This is a genomic window from Devosia sp., assembly GCF_017744655.1.
GTDB lineage: Bacteria > Pseudomonadota > Alphaproteobacteria > Rhizobiales > Devosiaceae > Devosia.
Genome location: NZ_JAGIAW010000004.1, coordinates 200,556 through 217,661 on the forward strand (window position 1 = coordinate 200,556; position 17,106 = coordinate 217,661).

23 protein-coding genes are annotated in these 17,106 nt (G+C 61.0%); 5 read left to right on the forward strand and 18 right to left on the reverse strand.

The features are described from left to right. Nucleotides 1–2: 2 nt before the first annotated feature. The 4 genes from J7557_RS10320 to J7557_RS10335 form a co-directional block, all read right to left on the reverse strand. On the reverse strand, nucleotides 3–1,979 hold the full coding sequence (locus J7557_RS10320) for a phage major capsid protein (protein ID WP_291419974.1): 1,977 nt from the start codon (nucleotides 1,977–1,979) through the stop codon (nucleotides 3–5). 16 nt (nucleotides 1,980–1,995) lie between these two features. Beyond that, on the reverse strand, nucleotides 1,996–3,699 hold the full coding sequence (locus J7557_RS10325) for a terminase TerL endonuclease subunit (protein ID WP_291419975.1): 1,704 nt from the start codon (nucleotides 3,697–3,699) through the stop codon (nucleotides 1,996–1,998). Further along, complete coding sequence (locus J7557_RS10330) at nucleotides 3,668–4,081, reverse strand: phage terminase small subunit P27 family (protein ID WP_291419976.1); 414 nt, start codon at nucleotides 4,079–4,081, stop codon at nucleotides 3,668–3,670. The genes J7557_RS10325 and J7557_RS10330 overlap by 32 nt, the downstream gene beginning before the upstream one ends. Nucleotides 4,082–4,270: 189 nt before the next feature. Then, a complete protein-coding gene (locus J7557_RS10335) occupies nucleotides 4,271–5,059 on the reverse strand; it encodes an AAA family ATPase (RefSeq protein ID WP_291419977.1) in 789 nt (262 codons plus the stop codon). A gap of 39 nt (nucleotides 5,060–5,098) precedes the next feature. Between J7557_RS10335 and J7557_RS10340 the strand changes: the two genes are divergently transcribed. Both J7557_RS10340 and J7557_RS10345 read left to right on the forward strand, forming a co-directional pair. Continuing rightward, complete coding sequence (locus J7557_RS10340; protein ID WP_291419978.1) at nucleotides 5,099–5,344, forward strand: hypothetical protein; 246 nt, start codon at nucleotides 5,099–5,101, stop codon at nucleotides 5,342–5,344. 324 nt (nucleotides 5,345–5,668) lie between these two features. Beyond that, nucleotides 5,669–5,989 carry a hypothetical protein gene (locus tag J7557_RS10345; protein ID WP_291419979.1) on the forward strand — a complete coding sequence of 107 codons (321 nt, stop codon included), beginning with the start codon at nucleotides 5,669–5,671 and terminating at the stop codon, nucleotides 5,987–5,989. Nucleotides 5,990–6,010: 21 nt separating this feature from the next. On the opposite strand, the gene J7557_RS10350 is transcribed toward J7557_RS10345, so the two are convergent. The 12 genes from J7557_RS10350 to J7557_RS10405 form a co-directional block, all read right to left on the reverse strand. Continuing rightward, a complete protein-coding gene (locus tag J7557_RS10350) occupies nucleotides 6,011–6,586 on the reverse strand; it encodes a DUF6456 domain-containing protein (protein WP_291419980.1) in 576 nt (191 codons plus the stop codon). Nucleotides 6,587–6,749: 163 nt separating this feature from the next. Beyond that, nucleotides 6,750–7,529, reverse strand: coding sequence for a DUF6551 family protein (locus tag J7557_RS10355; protein ID WP_291419981.1), 780 nt, complete (start codon nucleotides 7,527–7,529; stop codon nucleotides 6,750–6,752). After that, a complete protein-coding gene (locus J7557_RS10360) occupies nucleotides 7,529–7,801 on the reverse strand; it encodes a hypothetical protein (RefSeq protein WP_291419982.1) in 273 nt (90 codons plus the stop codon). The genes J7557_RS10355 and J7557_RS10360 overlap by 1 nt, the downstream gene beginning before the upstream one ends. After that, the gene (locus J7557_RS10365; protein ID WP_291419983.1) at nucleotides 7,798–8,385 is read right to left on the reverse strand and encodes a hypothetical protein; all 588 of its coding nucleotides are present in this window, start codon (nucleotides 8,383–8,385) and stop codon (nucleotides 7,798–7,800) included. Before J7557_RS10365 ends, J7557_RS10360 begins: the two co-directional genes overlap by 4 nt. Beyond that, the gene (locus tag J7557_RS10370; RefSeq protein ID WP_291419984.1) at nucleotides 8,294–9,133 is read right to left on the reverse strand and encodes a hypothetical protein; all 840 of its coding nucleotides are present in this window, start codon (nucleotides 9,131–9,133) and stop codon (nucleotides 8,294–8,296) included. Before J7557_RS10370 ends, J7557_RS10365 begins: the two co-directional genes overlap by 92 nt. Beyond that, nucleotides 9,130–9,630: a hypothetical protein gene (locus J7557_RS10375; RefSeq protein WP_291419985.1), complete on the reverse strand. Its 501-nt coding sequence runs from the start codon at nucleotides 9,628–9,630 to the stop codon at nucleotides 9,130–9,132. Before J7557_RS10375 ends, J7557_RS10370 begins: the two co-directional genes overlap by 4 nt. After that, nucleotides 9,627–9,830 carry a hypothetical protein gene (locus J7557_RS10380; RefSeq protein ID WP_291419986.1) on the reverse strand — a complete coding sequence of 68 codons (204 nt, stop codon included), beginning with the start codon at nucleotides 9,828–9,830 and terminating at the stop codon, nucleotides 9,627–9,629. Before J7557_RS10380 ends, J7557_RS10375 begins: the two co-directional genes overlap by 4 nt. Then, the gene (locus J7557_RS10385) at nucleotides 9,827–10,174 is read right to left on the reverse strand and encodes a hypothetical protein (protein WP_291419987.1); all 348 of its coding nucleotides are present in this window, start codon (nucleotides 10,172–10,174) and stop codon (nucleotides 9,827–9,829) included. Before J7557_RS10385 ends, J7557_RS10380 begins: the two co-directional genes overlap by 4 nt. After that, a complete protein-coding gene (locus J7557_RS10390) occupies nucleotides 10,171–10,362 on the reverse strand; it encodes a DNA-binding protein (RefSeq protein ID WP_291419988.1) in 192 nt (63 codons plus the stop codon). The genes J7557_RS10385 and J7557_RS10390 overlap by 4 nt, the downstream gene beginning before the upstream one ends. Beyond that, entirely contained in the window at nucleotides 10,349–10,579 is a 231-nt protein-coding gene (locus J7557_RS10395) for a hypothetical protein (protein ID WP_291419989.1), read from the reverse strand. The genes J7557_RS10390 and J7557_RS10395 overlap by 14 nt, the downstream gene beginning before the upstream one ends. After that, nucleotides 10,576–10,971: a hypothetical protein gene (locus J7557_RS10400; protein ID WP_291419990.1), complete on the reverse strand. Its 396-nt coding sequence runs from the start codon at nucleotides 10,969–10,971 to the stop codon at nucleotides 10,576–10,578. Before J7557_RS10400 ends, J7557_RS10395 begins: the two co-directional genes overlap by 4 nt. A gap of 14 nt (nucleotides 10,972–10,985) precedes the next feature. Next, nucleotides 10,986–11,192 carry a hypothetical protein gene (locus J7557_RS10405; protein ID WP_291419991.1) on the reverse strand — a complete coding sequence of 69 codons (207 nt, stop codon included), beginning with the start codon at nucleotides 11,190–11,192 and terminating at the stop codon, nucleotides 10,986–10,988. Between the two features lie 139 nt (nucleotides 11,193–11,331). Between J7557_RS10405 and J7557_RS10410 the strand changes: the two genes are divergently transcribed. Both J7557_RS10410 and J7557_RS10415 read left to right on the forward strand, forming a co-directional pair. Further along, nucleotides 11,332–11,847, forward strand: a complete 516-nt coding sequence (locus J7557_RS10410; protein ID WP_291419992.1) for a hypothetical protein — start codon at nucleotides 11,332–11,334, stop codon at nucleotides 11,845–11,847. Then, a complete protein-coding gene (locus tag J7557_RS10415) occupies nucleotides 11,844–13,073 on the forward strand; it encodes a site-specific integrase (protein WP_291419993.1) in 1,230 nt (409 codons plus the stop codon). The genes J7557_RS10410 and J7557_RS10415 overlap by 4 nt, the downstream gene beginning before the upstream one ends. Before the next feature lie 458 nt (nucleotides 13,074–13,531). Here the strand turns inward: J7557_RS10415 and J7557_RS10420 are convergent, their stop codons facing one another. Then, the gene (locus J7557_RS10420; protein WP_291419994.1) at nucleotides 13,532–14,185 is read right to left on the reverse strand and encodes a response regulator transcription factor; all 654 of its coding nucleotides are present in this window, start codon (nucleotides 14,183–14,185) and stop codon (nucleotides 13,532–13,534) included. A gap of 206 nt (nucleotides 14,186–14,391) precedes the next feature. Here J7557_RS10420 and J7557_RS10425 point away from each other — a divergent pair, with 206 nt between their 5' ends. Then, on the forward strand, nucleotides 14,392–14,745 hold the full coding sequence (locus tag J7557_RS10425; RefSeq protein WP_291419995.1) for a hypothetical protein: 354 nt from the start codon (nucleotides 14,392–14,394) through the stop codon (nucleotides 14,743–14,745). 6 nt (nucleotides 14,746–14,751) lie between these two features. On the opposite strand, the gene J7557_RS10430 is transcribed toward J7557_RS10425, so the two are convergent. After that, entirely contained in the window at nucleotides 14,752–17,085 is a 2,334-nt protein-coding gene (locus J7557_RS10430; RefSeq protein ID WP_291419996.1) for an ATP-binding protein, read from the reverse strand. Nucleotides 17,086–17,106: the final 21 nt, after the last annotated feature.

Sequence of the window (17,106 nt, forward strand, 5' to 3'; positions counted from 1 at the left end):
CCTTACGGCTCTTCGTCAGGCTGGCCCCATTCCACGCCACTGATGACGGCGACGCCGGTATCGCGGCGGCGGAGCCAGTTCACAGTGCGCTCAGCGCGGAAAGCCACGCTGTTGGTCTGGAACATCGACACAAGGTCCGTCGCCGTCGGCGTCACGCTGTCGTTGGTCGGGTTGTCCATCATCTGCAGCGAAGCTTCGGTGGACATGTCGACAGCAACTTCGCCATCGTCACCGAACCACACGTCCTGGGCGTTCTGCAGCGTCACGTTGGTGCCGGCATAGCTGGACGTAATCACCGGGAGGCCCATGAAGGTACCGCCATTGATGGTGATGCCGGGGAATTCCGGCTGGTCAAGCGCCGTACGCATCAACGAGAGCGACAGGGCGACGATCGTCGACATGATCCACACGCCAGAGGTGAGCGGGTTCTCGGCCGCCACAAACACCGACATTGCCTTGCGCGCATCCTCACGGATTGCCGCAGCGTCATTGCCGCTCGACGGAATAGCGGTGATGCCATTGGTGATCGAGGCAGGCTTTACGCCGGCGGAGCCAGCATTCGCCGGATCGATATAGGCGGTGTCGATCGCGGCGACGATAGCCGCTGCCAGGTCGTCACGAAGCAGCATTTCAGCCGACGGCGAGCTGTCCCGCAGGGCTTCCATCGTGGCGACTGCGATGTTGGCGGCCTTGAGTGGATTGAGCTCGGTACGGCTCCAAGACGGCTTGGTCAGCGGCTTGGGCTTACCTTCCCCGACCCAGTAGCCGGTGGCGCCGCCGGTCTGACGGATCAGCGGAACACGGAAGGGCACGCGGCGAAGGGAAGGAATACCGCCCTGGCCAAAGCGCCCAACGATCGTCATCGGCCGGAGGAATTCAACGAAATCAGCAAAGCCGCCTTCGTTGCCGATCAGTGCAGTGTCGGTCGTGGTGTTGATGGCCGTCACGGCCGCCTTGACGATGCCGACGAGGTCAGGGTCGCGGGTGCCGTAGTGCTGCTCCACCACGCCCATAAGATCCTGCCCGGTCTTGCGAGCGAGACCAAGGCAGCGGGCATAGCGGGCGAAGCGGATGCCGGGTTCGGGCTTTGCCGCCTTCACAACGACGCCGGCGCGGGCACTGGTTGCTTCAACGGTGTTGTTGCCCTGAGCCGGGGTAGCAGTAGCGGCCTGAGCCTTCTGCAGGGACTTCAGACGCTTGATGTCGGCGTCGATGGCAACGACTTCCTGTTCGAGGGTGTCGAATTCCTGCTGTTCGGATTCGTCCGTGGAACGGTTTTCGTCGATGGACTTCTGCATCACGGTGGCCATTCGGGCCGCCTTGGTCGCGCGAGAAGCCTCAAGAGCAGTGATCTGCTCAGCGATGGTCTTCATTGTGGTGCCCTCCTTGGGGCGCAAATCAACGGGTTTGTGCGTTTTCCCCGAGGCGCCGGGGGCGGTATTCGACGGACGCTCGGGGCGGCCAGACGCGGCCGGAGCGTTCGTGTCGAATTTCTTGATGAGCTCGAGGCCAGCGGCGTCGAGGTTCTTGAGGCTGGTGATGACCGCGTCGGGCTGCGCCGGGATGGTCACCGCGCTGAGCTCGTAAACTTCGGTCTTGATGAAGCGAATGCCGCCGTCGTCGATCCACGCATATTCGATGGCGCGGAAGCCGATGGACACCGCACGGACGAGATTGGCCTTGATCGACTGCCAAGCCTCTTCGATGCGGTCGCGCAATGCGCCTGCCTCTTCGATGATCGGCAACTCGGCGGTGAAGGTGATGCCCTCCTCGGTCGGCTCATCGAACACGACGGTGCCGATCGGCTTGTCATGCATGTGCTGCCAGAGAAGCGGCAGCGGGTTCTTGAACGTCACCCCCATCGGCTCCACGATGTCGCCGACGCGGTCAACGGTCGGGGACGTGGCCACGCCGCGGATAATACGTTTCCCTTCCTCGACCGATTTCACGGTCAGGAGCGAATAGGCCCGGGACTTCATGTGAGATTCCTTCAGGTCAGAGGATGAGCATCTGGTACTCAGGGGTCGCCTCTTGGACGGCCATCCAGCGCGCCAGCGCCATCATATGCGCCACCGGGCCGTCGATCTTGTTCTCCGGCCGGTTCTTGCGCGGGTAGACGTTGTCCTTCGCGTCGGGCTTGGCCACGACGTTCGAAAGCATCCAGGTGAACACAGGGTCGCCGTTGTGAACGATCTTCCGCGAGCGGATCAGGCCGTCCATCTGCTTCATCGCCGGCGAGAAATTCAGCGTCAGAGGCCGAACCTCGACGGTCTCGTATCCCTCGGCCTGCAACTCGGCCATCATCATCATCGCCTGGTGCGGGTCGAATGCGACTTCGGCAATCATGAAGCCGTCATCGCGAAGCTGCAGAAGGTCATCGCGGATGGTGACATAGTCGATCATGTCGCCGTCGGTCTGAGTGATCCACTTCTCAGGAGCATCACGCCACCCGCGATAGTGTTCGTTCTCGGGCAGCTCGATAGTCGCTTCCGGAAGGTAATATCGACCGAAGCGGGCGAACCCGTCGCCATGTTCGAACGTCAGTTCGATGGCGGCAATGTCCACCGTCGAGGCCAAGTCCACGCCGATGCGGCAAGGCTTGCCCTTGAAATCTTCCAGCTTCAGGCCGGTGTCGGCGCTCTCCTGCCAACGCTGGATGTTGAAATACGCATCCCGCGCCTGCACCCACATGTTGAGGTGCTTCGTCTTGAAGACGCCGACCTTACGGGCGTTCTGGATTGCGTCTCGCTGGCGAGCCCGAAGGAATTCACCTTTGACCGAGATGTCATAATTCGGGTTGGCCTTGCGCAGCGCGAGATCGCTGGTCCAGTCGTCGTCCTTATCGACGCCGTAGATCAGGGCGAACAGCTCATCGTTCTCGATGATGCCGTCGAGAACCTTCTCCGCCTCTTGCACCGCCGCATAGCAGGGACCGGCAAGGTTATCGCCGGCCGTCGTGATGATCAGCAGTAAGGGCTGCTCGCGAGCGCCCATGCCGGTTTCCATCGTGTCGACCATCACGTCGGTGTCGTGCTCGTGGTATTCGTCCACGATCGCGCAGGATGGAGACGCGCCGTCGCCCGGGTTGCCGATCATCGGCTCAAATTTGGAGCCGTCGCCGAGAATGTGAATGTTGGAGGCATTCACCGTCACGCCGAAGTGCTGCAGCAGCTGGGGGCGCTTGATCGCCATCAGCCTTGCGGGCTTGAAGACTTCCCACGCCTGTTTTTCGGTAGTGGCGCCCGAGTAGATTTCGGCGCCGTGTTCATTGTCGATCGTCAGCATGCCGAGCCCGATGGCGGCGGCCCACGTCGACTTCGCGTTCTTGCGGGGCTCAAGGATCAAGGCCTTGCGGAATCGCCGCAGACCATCATCTTTCCGGAGCCAGCCGAAAATGCAGATGGTCTTGAAGCACTGCCACGGCTCGAGCGTCAGGTTCTGAGCCTTGCGGGCCCATTCGCCTTTGATGTGCGGCAGCAGCTCGATGAACTTGCACCACTTCTCAGCGGCGTTGGCATCGAACCGGTAGGCGAACGCCCGATCCTTCTGCCTGGCCATGTCGTCGAGATGGCGCTTGCATGCCAGCTTGACCCACTTGTTTGCCGGGATCTTCCCCGACACAACCCCCTTGGCATACCGGTTCGCGGCGTCGACATGCGGGGTCGACTTAGCCGAGGGCGCCGAAAGGGTTCTCTTCATTTGGTGTAGTCGCCGATACCTTTGAGCGTGCTGCCGGCGACAGGCCGAATTCTGCCAGGAGCGATTGAGCATGACGCATCGCTTCACTGCGCTGCGCGACAGCAGGATGGCCCTTTATCTGCCGGCTGATGATGTTGCCCTTGTCGTCCATCTCGACGTTGCTGACGAAGGTTCGGCCGGCGTCCTCAATCATGGCCGTGCAGATTTCGACTTCCTCAAGTCGAGACGCCACCATCGACAGCATCGCCGTGTCCGACGCCGAGGCGATACCCATGCCGCTGATGATCGCCACCAGCTGCTCGAAGATTTCGGCGGCGCGGGCCGACAGCCAGTGCGGCGCGTCCGGAACCTCCTGTGAAGCCTTGGGCGCATTGGGGTTCATACGGCTCGGCTGGTCCGTTCCAGAAACCACCTTGAGGTGGTCTGGCTTCCGCTTTCGTCCTGCCGCCAAAAAATGTCTCCATTTTGCACGCGCGTAAGCGTGATGGGAGCCGCCGGTCAGGAAAGCATCGACCAAAAGGTCGCAAACACCCCCCCGGTGGCCAGCACGGCCCGGTGGCGGGCGAGGGCGTCATCGGACGACCACGTCACCGTCTCGACGCGTGTAGGCTTCCCACCATCGGGCTATCGTTTCGAAGTTGCTGTCGCGCTTGCGCTCGGCGTCCTGCCGCACGCGCTCGATGCAGACAGATGCCGGGGTCTCAAGCACGACGATCTTTTGAGGGGCCAGCTTGTCAGCCCACCATTGCCGAAGCTCTGCCTTGGCCTCCGACACGATGAGCCATGCTCTTGCCCATTGCCGTGTCGGACGACCTATATCGCCGAGCATCTCATTGCGTGTACGGATGGCCGGCACTAGCCACTGGCCTCGATCCCATCCATGCAGCGACTGGCCCGAGAGATGTGAGGCGATGACATCGAGGTCAATGACCAGGTCGCCGGGCTGTGCATGCTTGGCCACATACGAACTCTTACCCGAGGCAGGCGGTCCGCACACGATGGTGAGCGGTATGGTCGAATGCCTCAGCCACTCGGGCCGCCATTGCATCTTGCCGAAGGCCTGATCCTTGGCTGTGCGCTGAAGGTGGCAGGGCCGACACAATGGCCTCAGGTTATCCCTGGCATTGTTGTGAGAGTTACCGTCGATGTGGTCGATTTCAGCGGCCGTCGTAACCAGCCCTTCTTCGGCGCAAGCTCGGCACAACGGCTCTTCTGAAAGAACCCGCTTCCTCAGCTTCTGCCATTGCCAACCATAGCCGCGCTCGGTCGTGGTCTGCTTGGGCGCATCGTGCACGCGCTGAAGGGAGGCCCGCTTCGTCAATGCACCAGGTGCATGGTGGCGCTTGGGCTTTGATGGCATTTGCGCTATGCTATCAGGAGTTTACGAGAAGGACCGATTATGACATTTCGGAAGGAACTGACGCTTGAGGTAATGATCCTTACCCAGTTCAGTCGCGCCAAGGAGCAAGGTCTTGTAGTGCGCATTTACACGGCTGGGTCGGACGAGCCATTTACCTTTCGCGGCGAAGACGCAGAATTGACACAGGGCACCGGAGCATTCGAGGTCGTCACTCCGGCGATCACGGCTGTGTTCGCATATTCGGCTGTGAGCGCGGTGAGCCTGATCAAGCCAGCAAAGCCCTAACCGAAAAGAAAAGGCCCCGCCGAAGCGAGCCCTTGGAGGTCAGGCGCAAATCGCCAACCTATCGGATTTATGCTCTGCGTTGCCCCGCTCGTCAATAGTCCACGCTGGACATAACGAGAACAACAAATGGCCTGTGGGCTTTCGAGGCGAGGGGTTTTGTGAATTTGAGGAATCGAAATAAAACTGGGGATGACCTTGACTGGTCATCCCCGATGATTCGGGCGCGACAACTTCGCGTTACGAAGAAAAAGCGTCATCCCATCCTCTGACAAGCTTGGGTGTAGCGTGCGTCGGGGCCATCTGGCAACACTAAAGGTAAAGCCAATGGACTCCGTAAAACTGCTTCTCTTCCGCCTCAACTTTGACGCGGGCTATGATCGTCGCTGGCAATCGCTGAATGACGTCATTGCCGAGATCGCGCCACGTCGATGGGATCAGGGCACTGCCAGCTTCCTATTCCATCATCCCAATACGGTGGGCGAACTGCTGGCAGCCGTAAAGGCAAGATCCTCAATCCACCTCGACGGACGGGACATGGTCATGATCCTCGACTTGTCCACACATCTGTTCGCGCAGATAGGGGTCGCTGACCCTCAGATGCTTGCGAATGTGATGGCATCTCCCACATGGCGCCGCGTGGCGTAACAGGCTAATCGATGGGGGCGGCTATCTGCCCCCATCCCTGCTCTGCGTCGGCAGTGCCGCCAACTTGAAATGCACGGCCAACGCGTCGAGACCATCCATCAGCTGCCGGGTCGCACGCGCACGTGCGCGAGAACCGCCGCCCGCGATCGCCGAAATCGACTGGTCATAGATCACCACACGCTCGACGATGCTCGATGACACCATGCCCAGGTGCTGCGAAGCGAAGCGGTATTCCCTGCGGGCATCCTCGCCAAAGTCAGCGTTGGCATTCGGTGACTGTCCTGAGGTGTCCACCCGAACGGCTGCGTAATCGGTCGCCCTCGCGCCGCCGAGCTGGGCACGCTCGTACAGTGAGCGGAACTTGGCCGCGGCCGCAATGCGAGGCTCGGTCTTTTCCTCGTCGCTGAAGCGGGCGAGGCCTCCGATCTTTTCGAGCATGTTCATGGCCACGCCCACCTTTCCGACGTGCTCGCCCTTGTTGGTCTGGCGCTGGTGGAAATACTCAGCGTCCGTCATAGCCGGGTCGGGCACGAGCTGCGGCTGGATGATGCGTGGTTCGATCCATCGCGGCTTTTTCGATGTAAGCACTGCTCGCATTATGCTGCTCCCCTGCACGTTTTCAGGATCGCTGAAGTCGAGTACATGATCGCGGTGACTAGATATGCCGCAGCTATCCGGATTTCGGACACCTCAGCAAAAACCGCGATGGTTGAGAGCACGAACATCAGCCTGGCCATCCAAAGCCACTTCCTATCCTCGCTCATGCCGCTTTCCTCTTCTTCCGTGTCTTGCGGAACCAGACCGAGGCCAGCGCCCTGCCTGCCGCCATGCGGTGGGTCTTGGCGAATGCTTTGGCATCGATCGCCATTTGCTCGTCGTTGCCGAACATGGCCTCTGCCAGCGCTTCACCTTCGACGTCGTGCCGGAACTCTTCGTCGGTCAGCAGGATTTCGCAGGCCTTGACGTGCTCGCCCTTGATCGGCGCCAGTTCGGCTTTGGCCAGCACCTGAAGGATTTCCCTTGCACGAATGACGCCACGGCCTTCCACGACCGCCCGAATGGCGCTGATGGCGATCGTCTGCCGAGGCGCATAGGCAGGGCCGGGATGTCGCATGATCGTCACACCGGCGCGCTGTACCACCTGGTCGATGGTTTGCGCATCTTCGTCTTCGGCCGCCAGTTCTGCCCAATAGCGATCCAGCTTGGAAATGTTCTTACGGTCGCGGTTGAGGGCGATGAAGTTGGCCGCTTCGCCCTTAGTCCCGGTGACGGCCACGATGATGGCCGGTACCAGTTCGATCAGCGGGTGCAGCTTTGCCGCCTCGAGGCGGTGCTGGCCGTCGGTGCAGTGGTATCGACCTGCATCGGTCTTAGCGACCACCACCGCGCCGAAGCTGGCCCATTCAAAGCCGTGCAGGATCTTGTTCACGCGGTGACGGTCGAGGCCGCGCTGATAGGTCGGGTCGATGTCGATCTGGTTCTTGTCGAGCCAGTCGATGACGGGTAGCTCACCCGGATCGCGAAAATCTGTCTCGGTCATCACGCCGCTCCATCTGGGGATTTGACGATGTGGCGCCGGCAGATTTCTTCATCGACTATGTCGCAAAGGTTGGTGGCGGCAGGGCCGTAGCCGTAGCGGTCGTGAATGCGCTCCTCGACCGTCAAGAGCTGATCCACCGTCAGGCTTTCGAGCATTCCCGAAATCGTGCTGGTGACCTGCTGCATGGCCGCATCGGTGCGGTGGAAGAACACTGCCAGGTTGACGCTCTCCGCGCCGTCTCCGGTACGCACCGGCATGCTGATCACAGTCATTCGGTTTCCTCCGGTTCACATTGGCAGTCGCCCTCGCACGCGCATACGCGTGCACCCGCGCGAGGCTCTATGTTCACCTCAGTCGTTTCGGTGAAGTTGCCCAAGATGACGGAGAGGCGGGCCATGCTCGCCAGCCGTTCGGCCTCAGACACCGGTGGCGGCAGAGCTACCTGCTCGGCTTTTGCGACCTCTTCGGGCAGGAAGAACCAGCCGCGCTTGCCATGGCGCGTGCAGCTCACGAGGCTATGGTTGCCCTTGACGATTTCCATCTTGCGCCAGAGCTCGCTGTCGGCCTCGATGAAAATTCGGGCGGCCTCGTAGGCCTCAACCTTCAGGGCACCTTCGGCAATCTCGCAGCGCTCTGCCAGGGCGGGAGCAGAGGGGGCAAAATCCTTGTTCCGGTCGGGCACCTTGCCTTTTATGAAATCACGGCAGGCGCGGGTGACTGCGGCGAGCGAATAGTCCTCGACGGCGAACAGGTATGCCATCGCACTATCGTCGGTCATGGTCGATTGTGAGGAAGGGAACGCCTTGAGCATCATCCCGATGATGGTCGTGGCTTGGGCGGCTTCGATCTGGTTCATTGGTCAGTCTTTCGGCAAGGGACTTGAAGGGGTCATGACGCTGTTGCTGCTGACGCCCGGGTGGCGACCCACGTGCCTTCGGTTGGCGCTCAATGGCCCGTCGGACCCAATTCCGCCACGTGGCATCCCAATCAAGCTTGACCCCTTTGGCGCCAGGCTGTGAAATCCAATAGTCCCTGAAACTCGCTTTCTCGATTTCGACGACCGAGAGCGAAAGCCCTGCGCTGACAGCCCAGGCGAGATCAGGCTCAAAATCGCTAGGGAGACGTGTCCCACGGCTTTTGGAAGAACCGATAGGTTCTTCTTTTCTATCTGTATCTGTCTCTGTATCTGGGGGCGTCAGTTTGCCGTCACGTGACGTTGGAGTTACGTCACCAAGGGCCTGCTTACCGTCACTGCCAGCGACCGCTTGCCGTTTCCGCTCGCGATATCGAGCCTGACGCTCAGAGGATTTGTCCGACTGGTACTGACGGTCGCCCCACTTGACCACACGGCCATCAGCCACACGCCCGGCATTGGCAAGCGCATCGAGTACAGCGCATATGTCAGCTTCATCCGCTCGGAGAAAATAAGCGGCTTCGGTTGCGTCGAAGTCGTATCGTCCGGCATCATCAATCTCCGATGCACTTTCAAGGATCGCTCCCCAAACCCACACCACGCGCTCTACCGGCTGACGCGACTTCACGGCGGCCGATACCAGCTTCTCGTCACGCATCATTCCGGTGTAATGGCGGAACCAGCGGCTCATAGGCGGAAGCCCCTCAATTGGTCGAGTATGGCGAACCGCTTGGAGGGCTCGCGGCGCTCTTGAGGGCTGGGGCCGCGCTGCTCGTATTCGCGAGGAATGCCGAGGACGCGGCAGCGCTTCATGGGCTCGGTGATGACGAGATCAACGCGATACCCGCGCTTGGTCAGTTCCTTGACGATGAAGCCGCACCGCTCATGGGTCAGCAGCCGGCCAAGGATGCGCCGAACGTGGTTCTGCGTTGCCTCGATCGTCCACCCCATTTCATAGGCCGGCTTGTCGTCGCCGGCGGGCACGAAGTGGTATTCGATCTTCTGGATAGCCTGAGGCCGGTACCGGTACCGATCTCCGCGCTTGGTAGCGGCGAGGCGTCGGGCACCATCGGCGCCCAGTAGCTTGACTGCCACCGCCCGATCTTCATTTGCCAGCGCAGACTTGGGCAGGGTCACCGCCCAGAGGTCGCGCAGCTTCTGCTCCATTTCGTCGAGGTCGTCGGTCATGACAGCTCCCTCACGTCGCGGAACCCGACGAAGTCGTGCTTCCTGTTGACCTGGCGGGCCGCTGCCATCGCCGCCTCTTGGGTAGCGTGATAGTCGCCGATACGCTGCATAACCGGCCCTCGGGTGAAACCGAGGACGGCGTAACCCTCGTCCAGAAGCACGACGGAGACGCGCAGGAATGTTTGATCCTGGTCGGTCATTCCGCGACCTCCTCGCGGCCATGCACCGCCTCGTCGGCGTCCTTGAAGAACTTCTGAAGGGCAGGGTGCTGAGCCGGATCTACACCCATGCTTTCAAGCGCCGCGCTCCATTGGCCGGCGAGGATCAACGCGGATTCCAAAAGCCGCTGATTGACCGATTCTGGCTCTACCGGTGCGGGGTAGGCTGCCTCTAGTGCGATCACAATTGTCGAATTGATCGACTGCCTGTTGATGCTGGCGTGGCCTTTCACTCTGGCAGCGAGGTCACCCGGAAGCCGGAGCATGATCTTTGTGTAGAAATCGCTTGGAAAGCGTTTGGCTCGTCTGATGCCTGATGCGCTCATGCCGCGCGCTCCTCGAAATAAGCCACCAGACGCTGGCGCGAGGCCACCCACCGCCCATTGACCTTTCGGCCGGGTAGTTCGCCCTTGGTGAGGGCGTATTTCGCTTGACCCTCCGTCAGACCGAGCACCTTGCCGATGGCTTCTGCGCCCCAGATGAGGTCGAGTGGTTCAGGACTAGTGGCTGTCACGAGACACCGCCTGATGCAGCAGCTGCATCATGTCATGGATGGTTTCGGTGAGGCCGCTGGCAAGCTCGCAGAGCTGGGCCATATCATTGCAGCGGAGACGATGATCGTAGGCTTCGTTCGTCTCGCTGAGACTGCGCGCGCCTTCTTCCATGGTGCGGAGCAACGCGGCCAACCGATAGGCGCAGCCGTCGGCGTGGGCGAAGTCTTGCTCAGTCATGGCGACACCTGCGGACGCCGTGTGATGTCAGCAACTGACCGCATCCTCTCGATGCGGCCGTCGAGCCAGATACCGGAAGGCACGTAGCCGTCGATGCGAGCGAAAGCCAAGTCGCGAAGGTCTTCGTCGTCGCGGCTGAGGCCCATGCGGGAGGTGAGGTTCTTGGACATGGCCAGCATTTCGGCGTCCACTTCTTCCTCGCGAGCCTCGGCCCACTCGAAGACTGCGGTGAAGCCATCGGCCTGGCCCATACAGGTGAGGTTGTAGAATTGCTTGATGCCGACCAGTGTCGTCAGGGCCAAGTAGATGTCGTAGACACTCATGGCCGAGTAGTTGCGACCAGACGTGCTTGCATCTCCGGCCGAGCCGGTGCTATTCTCTTTCGAGTTCATTGATCTAATCCTTGCTAGGGGTGGGTCAGTTGTTCCGGGTCCGGAAGCGCGCCAACGCTTGCCGGGCCTTTTTCATTCTCAGATGCTAGACCGCGATTGATGAGGCTTCTCATCGCTGCAGCCCGCGAGCCGATACGGTTTGCGAACCGCCAGTTATCCAAGCGGTCGATCAGGCTCGGCTCGATCATGAGCTGAATTTTCGTGGACTTGGCCTCCGCCATTCAAAACCTCCGTTAGTTCCGTCAGTAACGGGTTAACCATGGCCATTGACCATTCGTTCGTCAAGTGCAAACTAACTGAACTTCCGTCTATTGACGTACATATGGAGTTTTTTGGATATTGCGGGGGCAGGAGCACCCAATGGCTGACGACAAAAAGACCTTAAAATTTCAGATGATGATGTCGCCGGCCGAGGCGCGAGATCTCGACGACTGGATGTTCAAGAACCGCGTTCGGTCCCGAGCCGAAGCCATTCGTCGGCTATGTTCCATCGGTATTGGCGCGGAAGAAGCGATACTTCCAGACGTGCTGTCGCACCTTCATAGCCTTATTGATCAGCTCGAGGTCTTCGCCGAAGAGCAGATCGATCTATACGCAAACATTAGAGACGAGGGCCGTCAGGACAATCCCGACCTGAAGCGGGCTTTCCTCTTGTCGGTCGACCAACTGATGGAGCTATTGGATCAGGTCGAGTATTTGAGGCTCAATGTTCAAGAGCAGGCTCATGCCGTCGAGCAGATCAAGGCGCAGCGTTCGACAATGAATTCGAACATCGAACACTTCTCTCGCCAGATAGAGATCCAGCGCAACAAAATCCGGGACCGCTTGATTGCAAGAGGCTACAGCACTGAACCCCAGAAGGGCGAGGACGAATGAGTGTCCGCAAGCGCACCTGGACGACCAACGGTGTCGAGAAATCCGGCTGGGTCGCCGACTACAAAGATGCCAACGGTAAGCGCCAGCGCCAGACATTCCGCCTGAAGAAGGAAGCCGAGACTTTTCTGCTCAAGGCTCAGTCCGAAGTGCGTGACGGCGTGCATGTGCCGGACGCGGACACCATCACGGTGGAAGAGGCGGGAAAGCTCTGGATTAAATCGGGGGAGGCGGCAGGGCTCGAGCGCGGGACAATCGTCCAGCGCCGGCAGCACCTTGACCTGCACATCGTCCCGTTCGTCGGAGCCGTCCGGTTGAACAAGGGCACTGTTCCCTGGGTGCGGAGCTTTCAGGAGAAATTGCGCGACGAGGGCCGGTCACCGGCCATGGTGAAGATCGTGACAGTGTCGCTGGGCAGCATCTTCGCCGATGCGCAGGACAGGGGCCTTACCGTCCGCAATCCCGTTCACGAACGATCGCGGGCGCGCTCCACCGCTCGGTCGAGCGAGAAGCGGGCGAAGGCACGTCTTCAGGTGGGGGTTGATATTCCGGCGCCGCACGAGGTCAAGGCGCTGATTGGCGCTGCGGAGGGGCGGTGGCGCCCTCTGCTGATGACGGCCGTGTTCACCGGCATGCGCTCTTCGGAGCTGCGGGCGCTCACGTGGGCGGCCGTGGATCTCGATTCGAAGATGATCCATGTGCGCGAGCGTGCGGACGCCTTCAACGATGTTGGCCGACCGAAGAGCGAAGCAGGTGACCGCTCAATCCCGATTCCTCCAATCGTGGCGAATACGCTGCGCGAGTGGAAGCTGTCTTGCCCGCGTCGGGATAGCGGGCGGAAAGATGCGCAGGGCGAGGCCATCCGAGAATTGTACCTGGTCTTTCCGAACGGGCAGGGCAACATCGAGAACAAGGGAAACATTTCCAAGCGCGGCTTGATCCCGACGATGATCGCCGCTGGCGTCACGGTGCCCACCGACAAACTCGACAAGGATGGCAAGCCAGTTCTGGCGGCCAGATATACGGGCATGCATGCGCTTCGGCACTTCTATGCGTCTTGGTGCATCAATCCGGTTTCGGCAGGAGGGCAGGGGCTGTCGCCGAAGGTCGTTCAGGAGCGCATGGGGCACTCGACGATCGGCATGACGATGGACACTTACGGCCATCTCTTCCCTGCTGATGATCATGCCGACCTGCTCGCTGCGGCGGAGAAATCCTTGCTCGGCTAAAGTGGTGATGGCACATAGATGGCACATGGCCGTCGAGATGCTATATTTCGCGAGCCTTAACCCCAGACTACGAATCTGGGGGTCAGGAGTTCGAATCTCTTCGGGCGCGCCATTTCTTTTCAGGTATTTTTGTTGGCAGAGCAACTGAACGCTTCGTCTGCGAGCTAGTTTGCGGACGGGACCGACAGCATGTCCGCGACTTTTTTACCGATCGCCCTGGCTAAGTGCAATCGTGGATCGGGAGCCGAGGTGGACGCCGTCGATGAGCGAGGCGTCGGCCGCGGTCGCGGCACCAGGAAGGCGCAATGGGTCTTTGGGCCAATTGCCCGTTTGGATTCTGCGATGCTTCTTCCGGCTTTGGCGGGGCGCCATTGGCGAGGTTGCGCAGGTGGGGTGGGGCGATGACGGGGATGGCAGACCAGACAGTTCCAGCGCTGCCTTAGTCGAGACGGCAGGCTTCAGGCGAGGCCGCGGCGGACTGCTTCCAGCGTCGCTTCCGAACGGGTCGAGATGTTGAGCTTGGAATAGATGGTTTTGACGTAGCTCGCCACCGTCTGCGGTTTGAGAGCAATGAGCCGGGCGGTTTCGGCGACGGTCATGCCTTTGGCGATCAGCGTCAATACTTCGGTTTCCCGGGCGGTCAATCCGGCTTCGTCTGGCTCAGAAGCGACAGCGCTGGCGCGAAAATGGGCGAGGACGCGCCGAGCTATCGAGGGGGACAAAGGTGGTTCTCCGTGCCCGATCCGGGCAAGCAGGCTGCCAATCAGGTCGGTATCCTCGTCCTTGAGCACATAGCCCTGCGCTCCGGCCATGATCGCGTCGAACAGATGCGTGTCGTCGTCATATATGGTGGCGACAATGGCCAGGGTTTCGGGCATTTCGAGCGTTAGCCGGCGCAGGAGATCCAGCCCGCTGCCATCGGGCAGGCCGAGATCGACAAGCGCGATGGAGAAGGGCGCCGTTCGGTGGTCGAGAAGTTTTTGCGCGGCCCGGATGGTGCCGCAGCTCTTGATGGCGATGCCGGGGAATGCGGTTGCGAGGGCCGTTTCCAGCCAGGTGCGCGTTGCCGGGATGTCTTCGACCAACAAGCAGTCACGGATCGGGCGGTTCATCTGCGCGCCTCCATTTGAAACCAAGATGCACCTCATCGCGGCAAGAAGCATCCCCCGATCGGGGGTGGCATCTGCGAGTTGCTCTTCCCTTGAGCCTACCCCGAAACAGGGGCTGAAGCGCAGGGTACCTCCCTCTAGAAATCCGCTCATGGGCTTGGCAGCCGACCCTTGGAGCGGGCGGGCGCGTGGAGGGAAAAAGAGTGGGCATGAACAAACTTCTTCCAGCAATGGGCGCGGCACTTTGCCTGGCGACCCTTGCCGGATGCGACACACTGACAGGCGGCGCATTGGTAAGACCGGGCGAGCCGACGGGCACGCTGATCGTCTACAACAATACCTATGGCGATCTCGACGCGGTGGTCATCTCCGATTGCGACGCCATGAGCTATGGTTTCAACCGGCTCGCCGATGGCGCCTATGTCGCGCCCGGCGAGAAGGTCAGTTTCACGCTTTCGGCCGGATGCTGGGATGTCGGCGGCGGGGAATTGGGTGGCGGCGAAGCCTATCAACGCCTGACGATTTCTCCCGGCAGCGTGGTGCGGCTCAGTATCGACGAGTAATAAATCCTAGCGGGCGGCATCGGTCATGGCGGCGGGGGCTGTCTCCCTATCATCGCTGGTTCGGATCGGCCTTTCCTGCAGGGTCGCGGCTATATTGGTTGGGTCATTCGCCAAGGGCACGACGATCTCGATCGCTGTGCCTGCCGCACTGGAATCGACAAGCGTGGTCCCGCCAATGGCGTGCACCCTTTGGCGAATATTGTTGAGGCCATAGCCCGAAACGTCCTGCTGTGCGGGCAGGCCGCGGCCATTGTCGGAGATGCGAACCAGGGCAGAAATATCCGTCACGATGATCTCGGCTTTCACCCGTGTGGCACCGGCGTGGCGGACGATATTGCTGACGATTTCGCGCACCGAAGAGAGCAAGGCTTTGCTTTGCCGGTAGTCGAGGCTGATCTGCTCGGCGCCTTGTTCGGGCGCTGGCCAATCAAGCTCGATCCGCGCGGCTTCGAGCCGCCGCGCCGCCTCGTGCCGGGCTTCGGCCAGCACCACATCCAGCGTCGTCGTCTCGCCATTGAGGCCGCTGACAATGGCGCGGATATCCGACAAAGCCGCCTGCAAAATGGGCCGCACCTGCCCATCTCCACTGTGGAGGCCGGTGAGCAGTCGCGCGCCGACATCGTCATGGAGATCCCGCGCAATACGCTGCCGCTCTTCAATGGCACCGCGCTCATAGGCATCACGGCTCGCTTCGGCGCGCGCGATGAGGCCTATGAGTTGGCCTGCCAATCGCTTGTCGCGCGGACCGAAAAGCCCCTTGCCCCCAAGCGGATAGCGCAAGCGCAGTGCCGTTTCGCCGGCAACGGCGGGCAGCAGCAGTTCAAGACCATTCGTGGTGGCTATCACTTCATTCACGTCCGTGGCGGGCAGTGTTTCCAGCGGGTCATAGAGCTGGGCCAGCAGGCGACGCCAGCGCTCGGCGCGCGCGGTCGAGGTGGGGCCGAAAGCCACGTCCATCGCCGCCTCGAACAGTTCGTGTTCGGCCAGCACGGGCTTGCCGCGCATGCGCCGCCAGAGCACATCGCGTAGCGGCAGATAGGCAAAGCCGACCAGCAGCAGGGAGGCACCCAAGGCCGGCCCTCGCTCGATATTGAGCAGCCAGATCAGCGCGGCATCAAGGCCCAGCAACAGCGTTGCACCACCAGCATAGAAGAGGATGCGAAAAGCCCAATCGCCCAGCTCGAACAGCTTGTAGCGGTGGATGCCCAGCGCGATGCCGCCATAAACGATGAGGAAGAAGGCGAAGGCGTAGCCCTGGCTGATGGCCGGTTCGGCGCCGAGCAGCGAAGGCACGCCTATGCCCACCACGAAGGCGCCGGCCCCGACGACGACAGATAGGCCAAGCCACCTCAGGGCAGCGCGCGTCGCTGGATCGCGCCTTGCCAGCCGCCATTGGATCATCACCAGGGCGACGATCAGCAGCATCTCGGCCAGCATGGGCACATACATGCCGGTGGCTGGATCAGGCATCAGCCGGGCAATGTCGGCCCAGAGCCAGGGCACCAGCACAACGGGGATCAGCAGCAGCCAGACCGGACGAACCAGCCGCCGCGGATAGCTGAGGAACAGCGCCACGATGGCGCCGCCGAAGAGATGGACGCCGAGATGGTTGAGGGCGCTCAACAGAGCAAAGAGATCTCCCGGAATTGCCAGTTCACGGGTGCTGTAAACAGCGGCGGAGAGGGCCGAAATCATCAGGCCCAGGCCCGATAGCGCGAACATGCAGGCCGCTATGTCCTTGCCACGGATGGCCCAGACCCACGCTCCGATGGCAAAGCCGGCAAGGCCGGAAAATAACTGCACCCAGAAGACCGCGGGCAAGGCCCAAAACGGCCGATCGCGCGGGGCGACGTCCACGACCCGGGCTTCTGCGTTTGCGGTTTCCGCGAGGTGCAGGCGAACGACAGGCTGCGCGAGAAGATCGGCTAATATGGTTTGGCGGTCGAGGACATCGGCGATTGCAGCATAGGTTTCGAGGCCATCGGGCTCTTCAACGAGATCGCTTCCATAGATCGGAAATGTCGAAAAGTTCGATGCGTCGCCGGTCTGGCTGATCGCCGTCAGTCGGAAGCCCGCCGCTGCGTCAGTGTCTCGCGCCGGTCCGTCGGACACGACATGGGCAATGATGACGGTGTTCTCTGCGGAATTGGAAAGTTCGAGCCCAAGCCAAGGCCGAGACGATGCGAGCGCAATCGTCAGTGCCGTTGCGGCAATAGAGATTGCCAGAACACACAGCATGATCATGTGTGGCGAGAGGTGACGCCTTGTCTGGTCTCCGGTTGTGTCGGAAACCACGCTGCTCAATGAACTGCTGCCCAGTACCTGGCGTTCTTGCAGCAAGTCATTTCGTCCCCTTAACTG

What these genes read in the sequence shown, in the direction of transcription:
- J7557_RS10380 (WP_291419986.1), bottom strand. Translation starts at nt 9,830, where the DNA reads ATGACCGACCAGGATCAAACATTCCTGCGCGTCTCCGTCGTGCTTCTG.
- J7557_RS10410 (WP_291419992.1), top strand. Translation starts at nt 11,332, where the DNA reads ATGGCTGACGACAAAAAGACCTTAAAATTTCAGATGATGATGTCGCCG.
- J7557_RS10405 (WP_291419991.1), bottom strand. Translation starts at nt 11,192, where the DNA reads ATGGCGGAGGCCAAGTCCACGAAAATTCAGCTCATGATCGAGCCGAGC.
- J7557_RS10360 (WP_291419982.1), bottom strand. Translation starts at nt 7,801, where the DNA reads ATGACTGTGATCAGCATGCCGGTGCGTACCGGAGACGGCGCGGAGAGC.
- J7557_RS10340 (WP_291419978.1), top strand. Translation starts at nt 5,099, where the DNA reads ATGACATTTCGGAAGGAACTGACGCTTGAGGTAATGATCCTTACCCAG.
- J7557_RS10425 (WP_291419995.1), top strand. Translation starts at nt 14,392, where the DNA reads ATGAACAAACTTCTTCCAGCAATGGGCGCGGCACTTTGCCTGGCGACC.
- J7557_RS10325 (WP_291419975.1), bottom strand. Translation starts at nt 3,699, where the DNA reads ATGAAGAGAACCCTTTCGGCGCCCTCGGCTAAGTCGACCCCGCATGTC.
- J7557_RS10385 (WP_291419987.1), bottom strand. Translation starts at nt 10,174, where the DNA reads ATGAGCGCATCAGGCATCAGACGAGCCAAACGCTTTCCAAGCGATTTC.
- J7557_RS10420 (WP_291419994.1), bottom strand. Translation starts at nt 14,185, where the DNA reads ATGAACCGCCCGATCCGTGACTGCTTGTTGGTCGAAGACATCCCGGCA.
- J7557_RS10350 (WP_291419980.1), bottom strand. Translation starts at nt 6,586, where the DNA reads ATGCGAGCAGTGCTTACATCGAAAAAGCCGCGATGGATCGAACCACGC.
- J7557_RS10330 (WP_291419976.1), bottom strand. Translation starts at nt 4,081, where the DNA reads ATGAACCCCAATGCGCCCAAGGCTTCACAGGAGGTTCCGGACGCGCCG.
- J7557_RS10375 (WP_291419985.1), bottom strand. Translation starts at nt 9,630, where the DNA reads ATGACCGACGACCTCGACGAAATGGAGCAGAAGCTGCGCGACCTCTGG.
- J7557_RS10365 (WP_291419983.1), bottom strand. Translation starts at nt 8,385, where the DNA reads ATGAACCAGATCGAAGCCGCCCAAGCCACGACCATCATCGGGATGATG.
- J7557_RS10335 (WP_291419977.1), bottom strand. Translation starts at nt 5,059, where the DNA reads ATGCCATCAAAGCCCAAGCGCCACCATGCACCTGGTGCATTGACGAAG.
- J7557_RS10395 (WP_291419989.1), bottom strand. Translation starts at nt 10,579, where the DNA reads ATGACTGAGCAAGACTTCGCCCACGCCGACGGCTGCGCCTATCGGTTG.
- J7557_RS10415 (WP_291419993.1), top strand. Translation starts at nt 11,844, where the DNA reads ATGAGTGTCCGCAAGCGCACCTGGACGACCAACGGTGTCGAGAAATCC.
- J7557_RS10320 (WP_291419974.1), bottom strand. Translation starts at nt 1,979, where the DNA reads ATGAAGTCCCGGGCCTATTCGCTCCTGACCGTGAAATCGGTCGAGGAA.
- J7557_RS10355 (WP_291419981.1), bottom strand. Translation starts at nt 7,529, where the DNA reads ATGACCGAGACAGATTTTCGCGATCCGGGTGAGCTACCCGTCATCGAC.
- J7557_RS10345 (WP_291419979.1), top strand. Translation starts at nt 5,669, where the DNA reads ATGGACTCCGTAAAACTGCTTCTCTTCCGCCTCAACTTTGACGCGGGC.
- J7557_RS10370 (WP_291419984.1), bottom strand. Translation starts at nt 9,133, where the DNA reads ATGAGCCGCTGGTTCCGCCATTACACCGGAATGATGCGTGACGAGAAG.
- J7557_RS10400 (WP_291419990.1), bottom strand. Translation starts at nt 10,971, where the DNA reads ATGAACTCGAAAGAGAATAGCACCGGCTCGGCCGGAGATGCAAGCACG.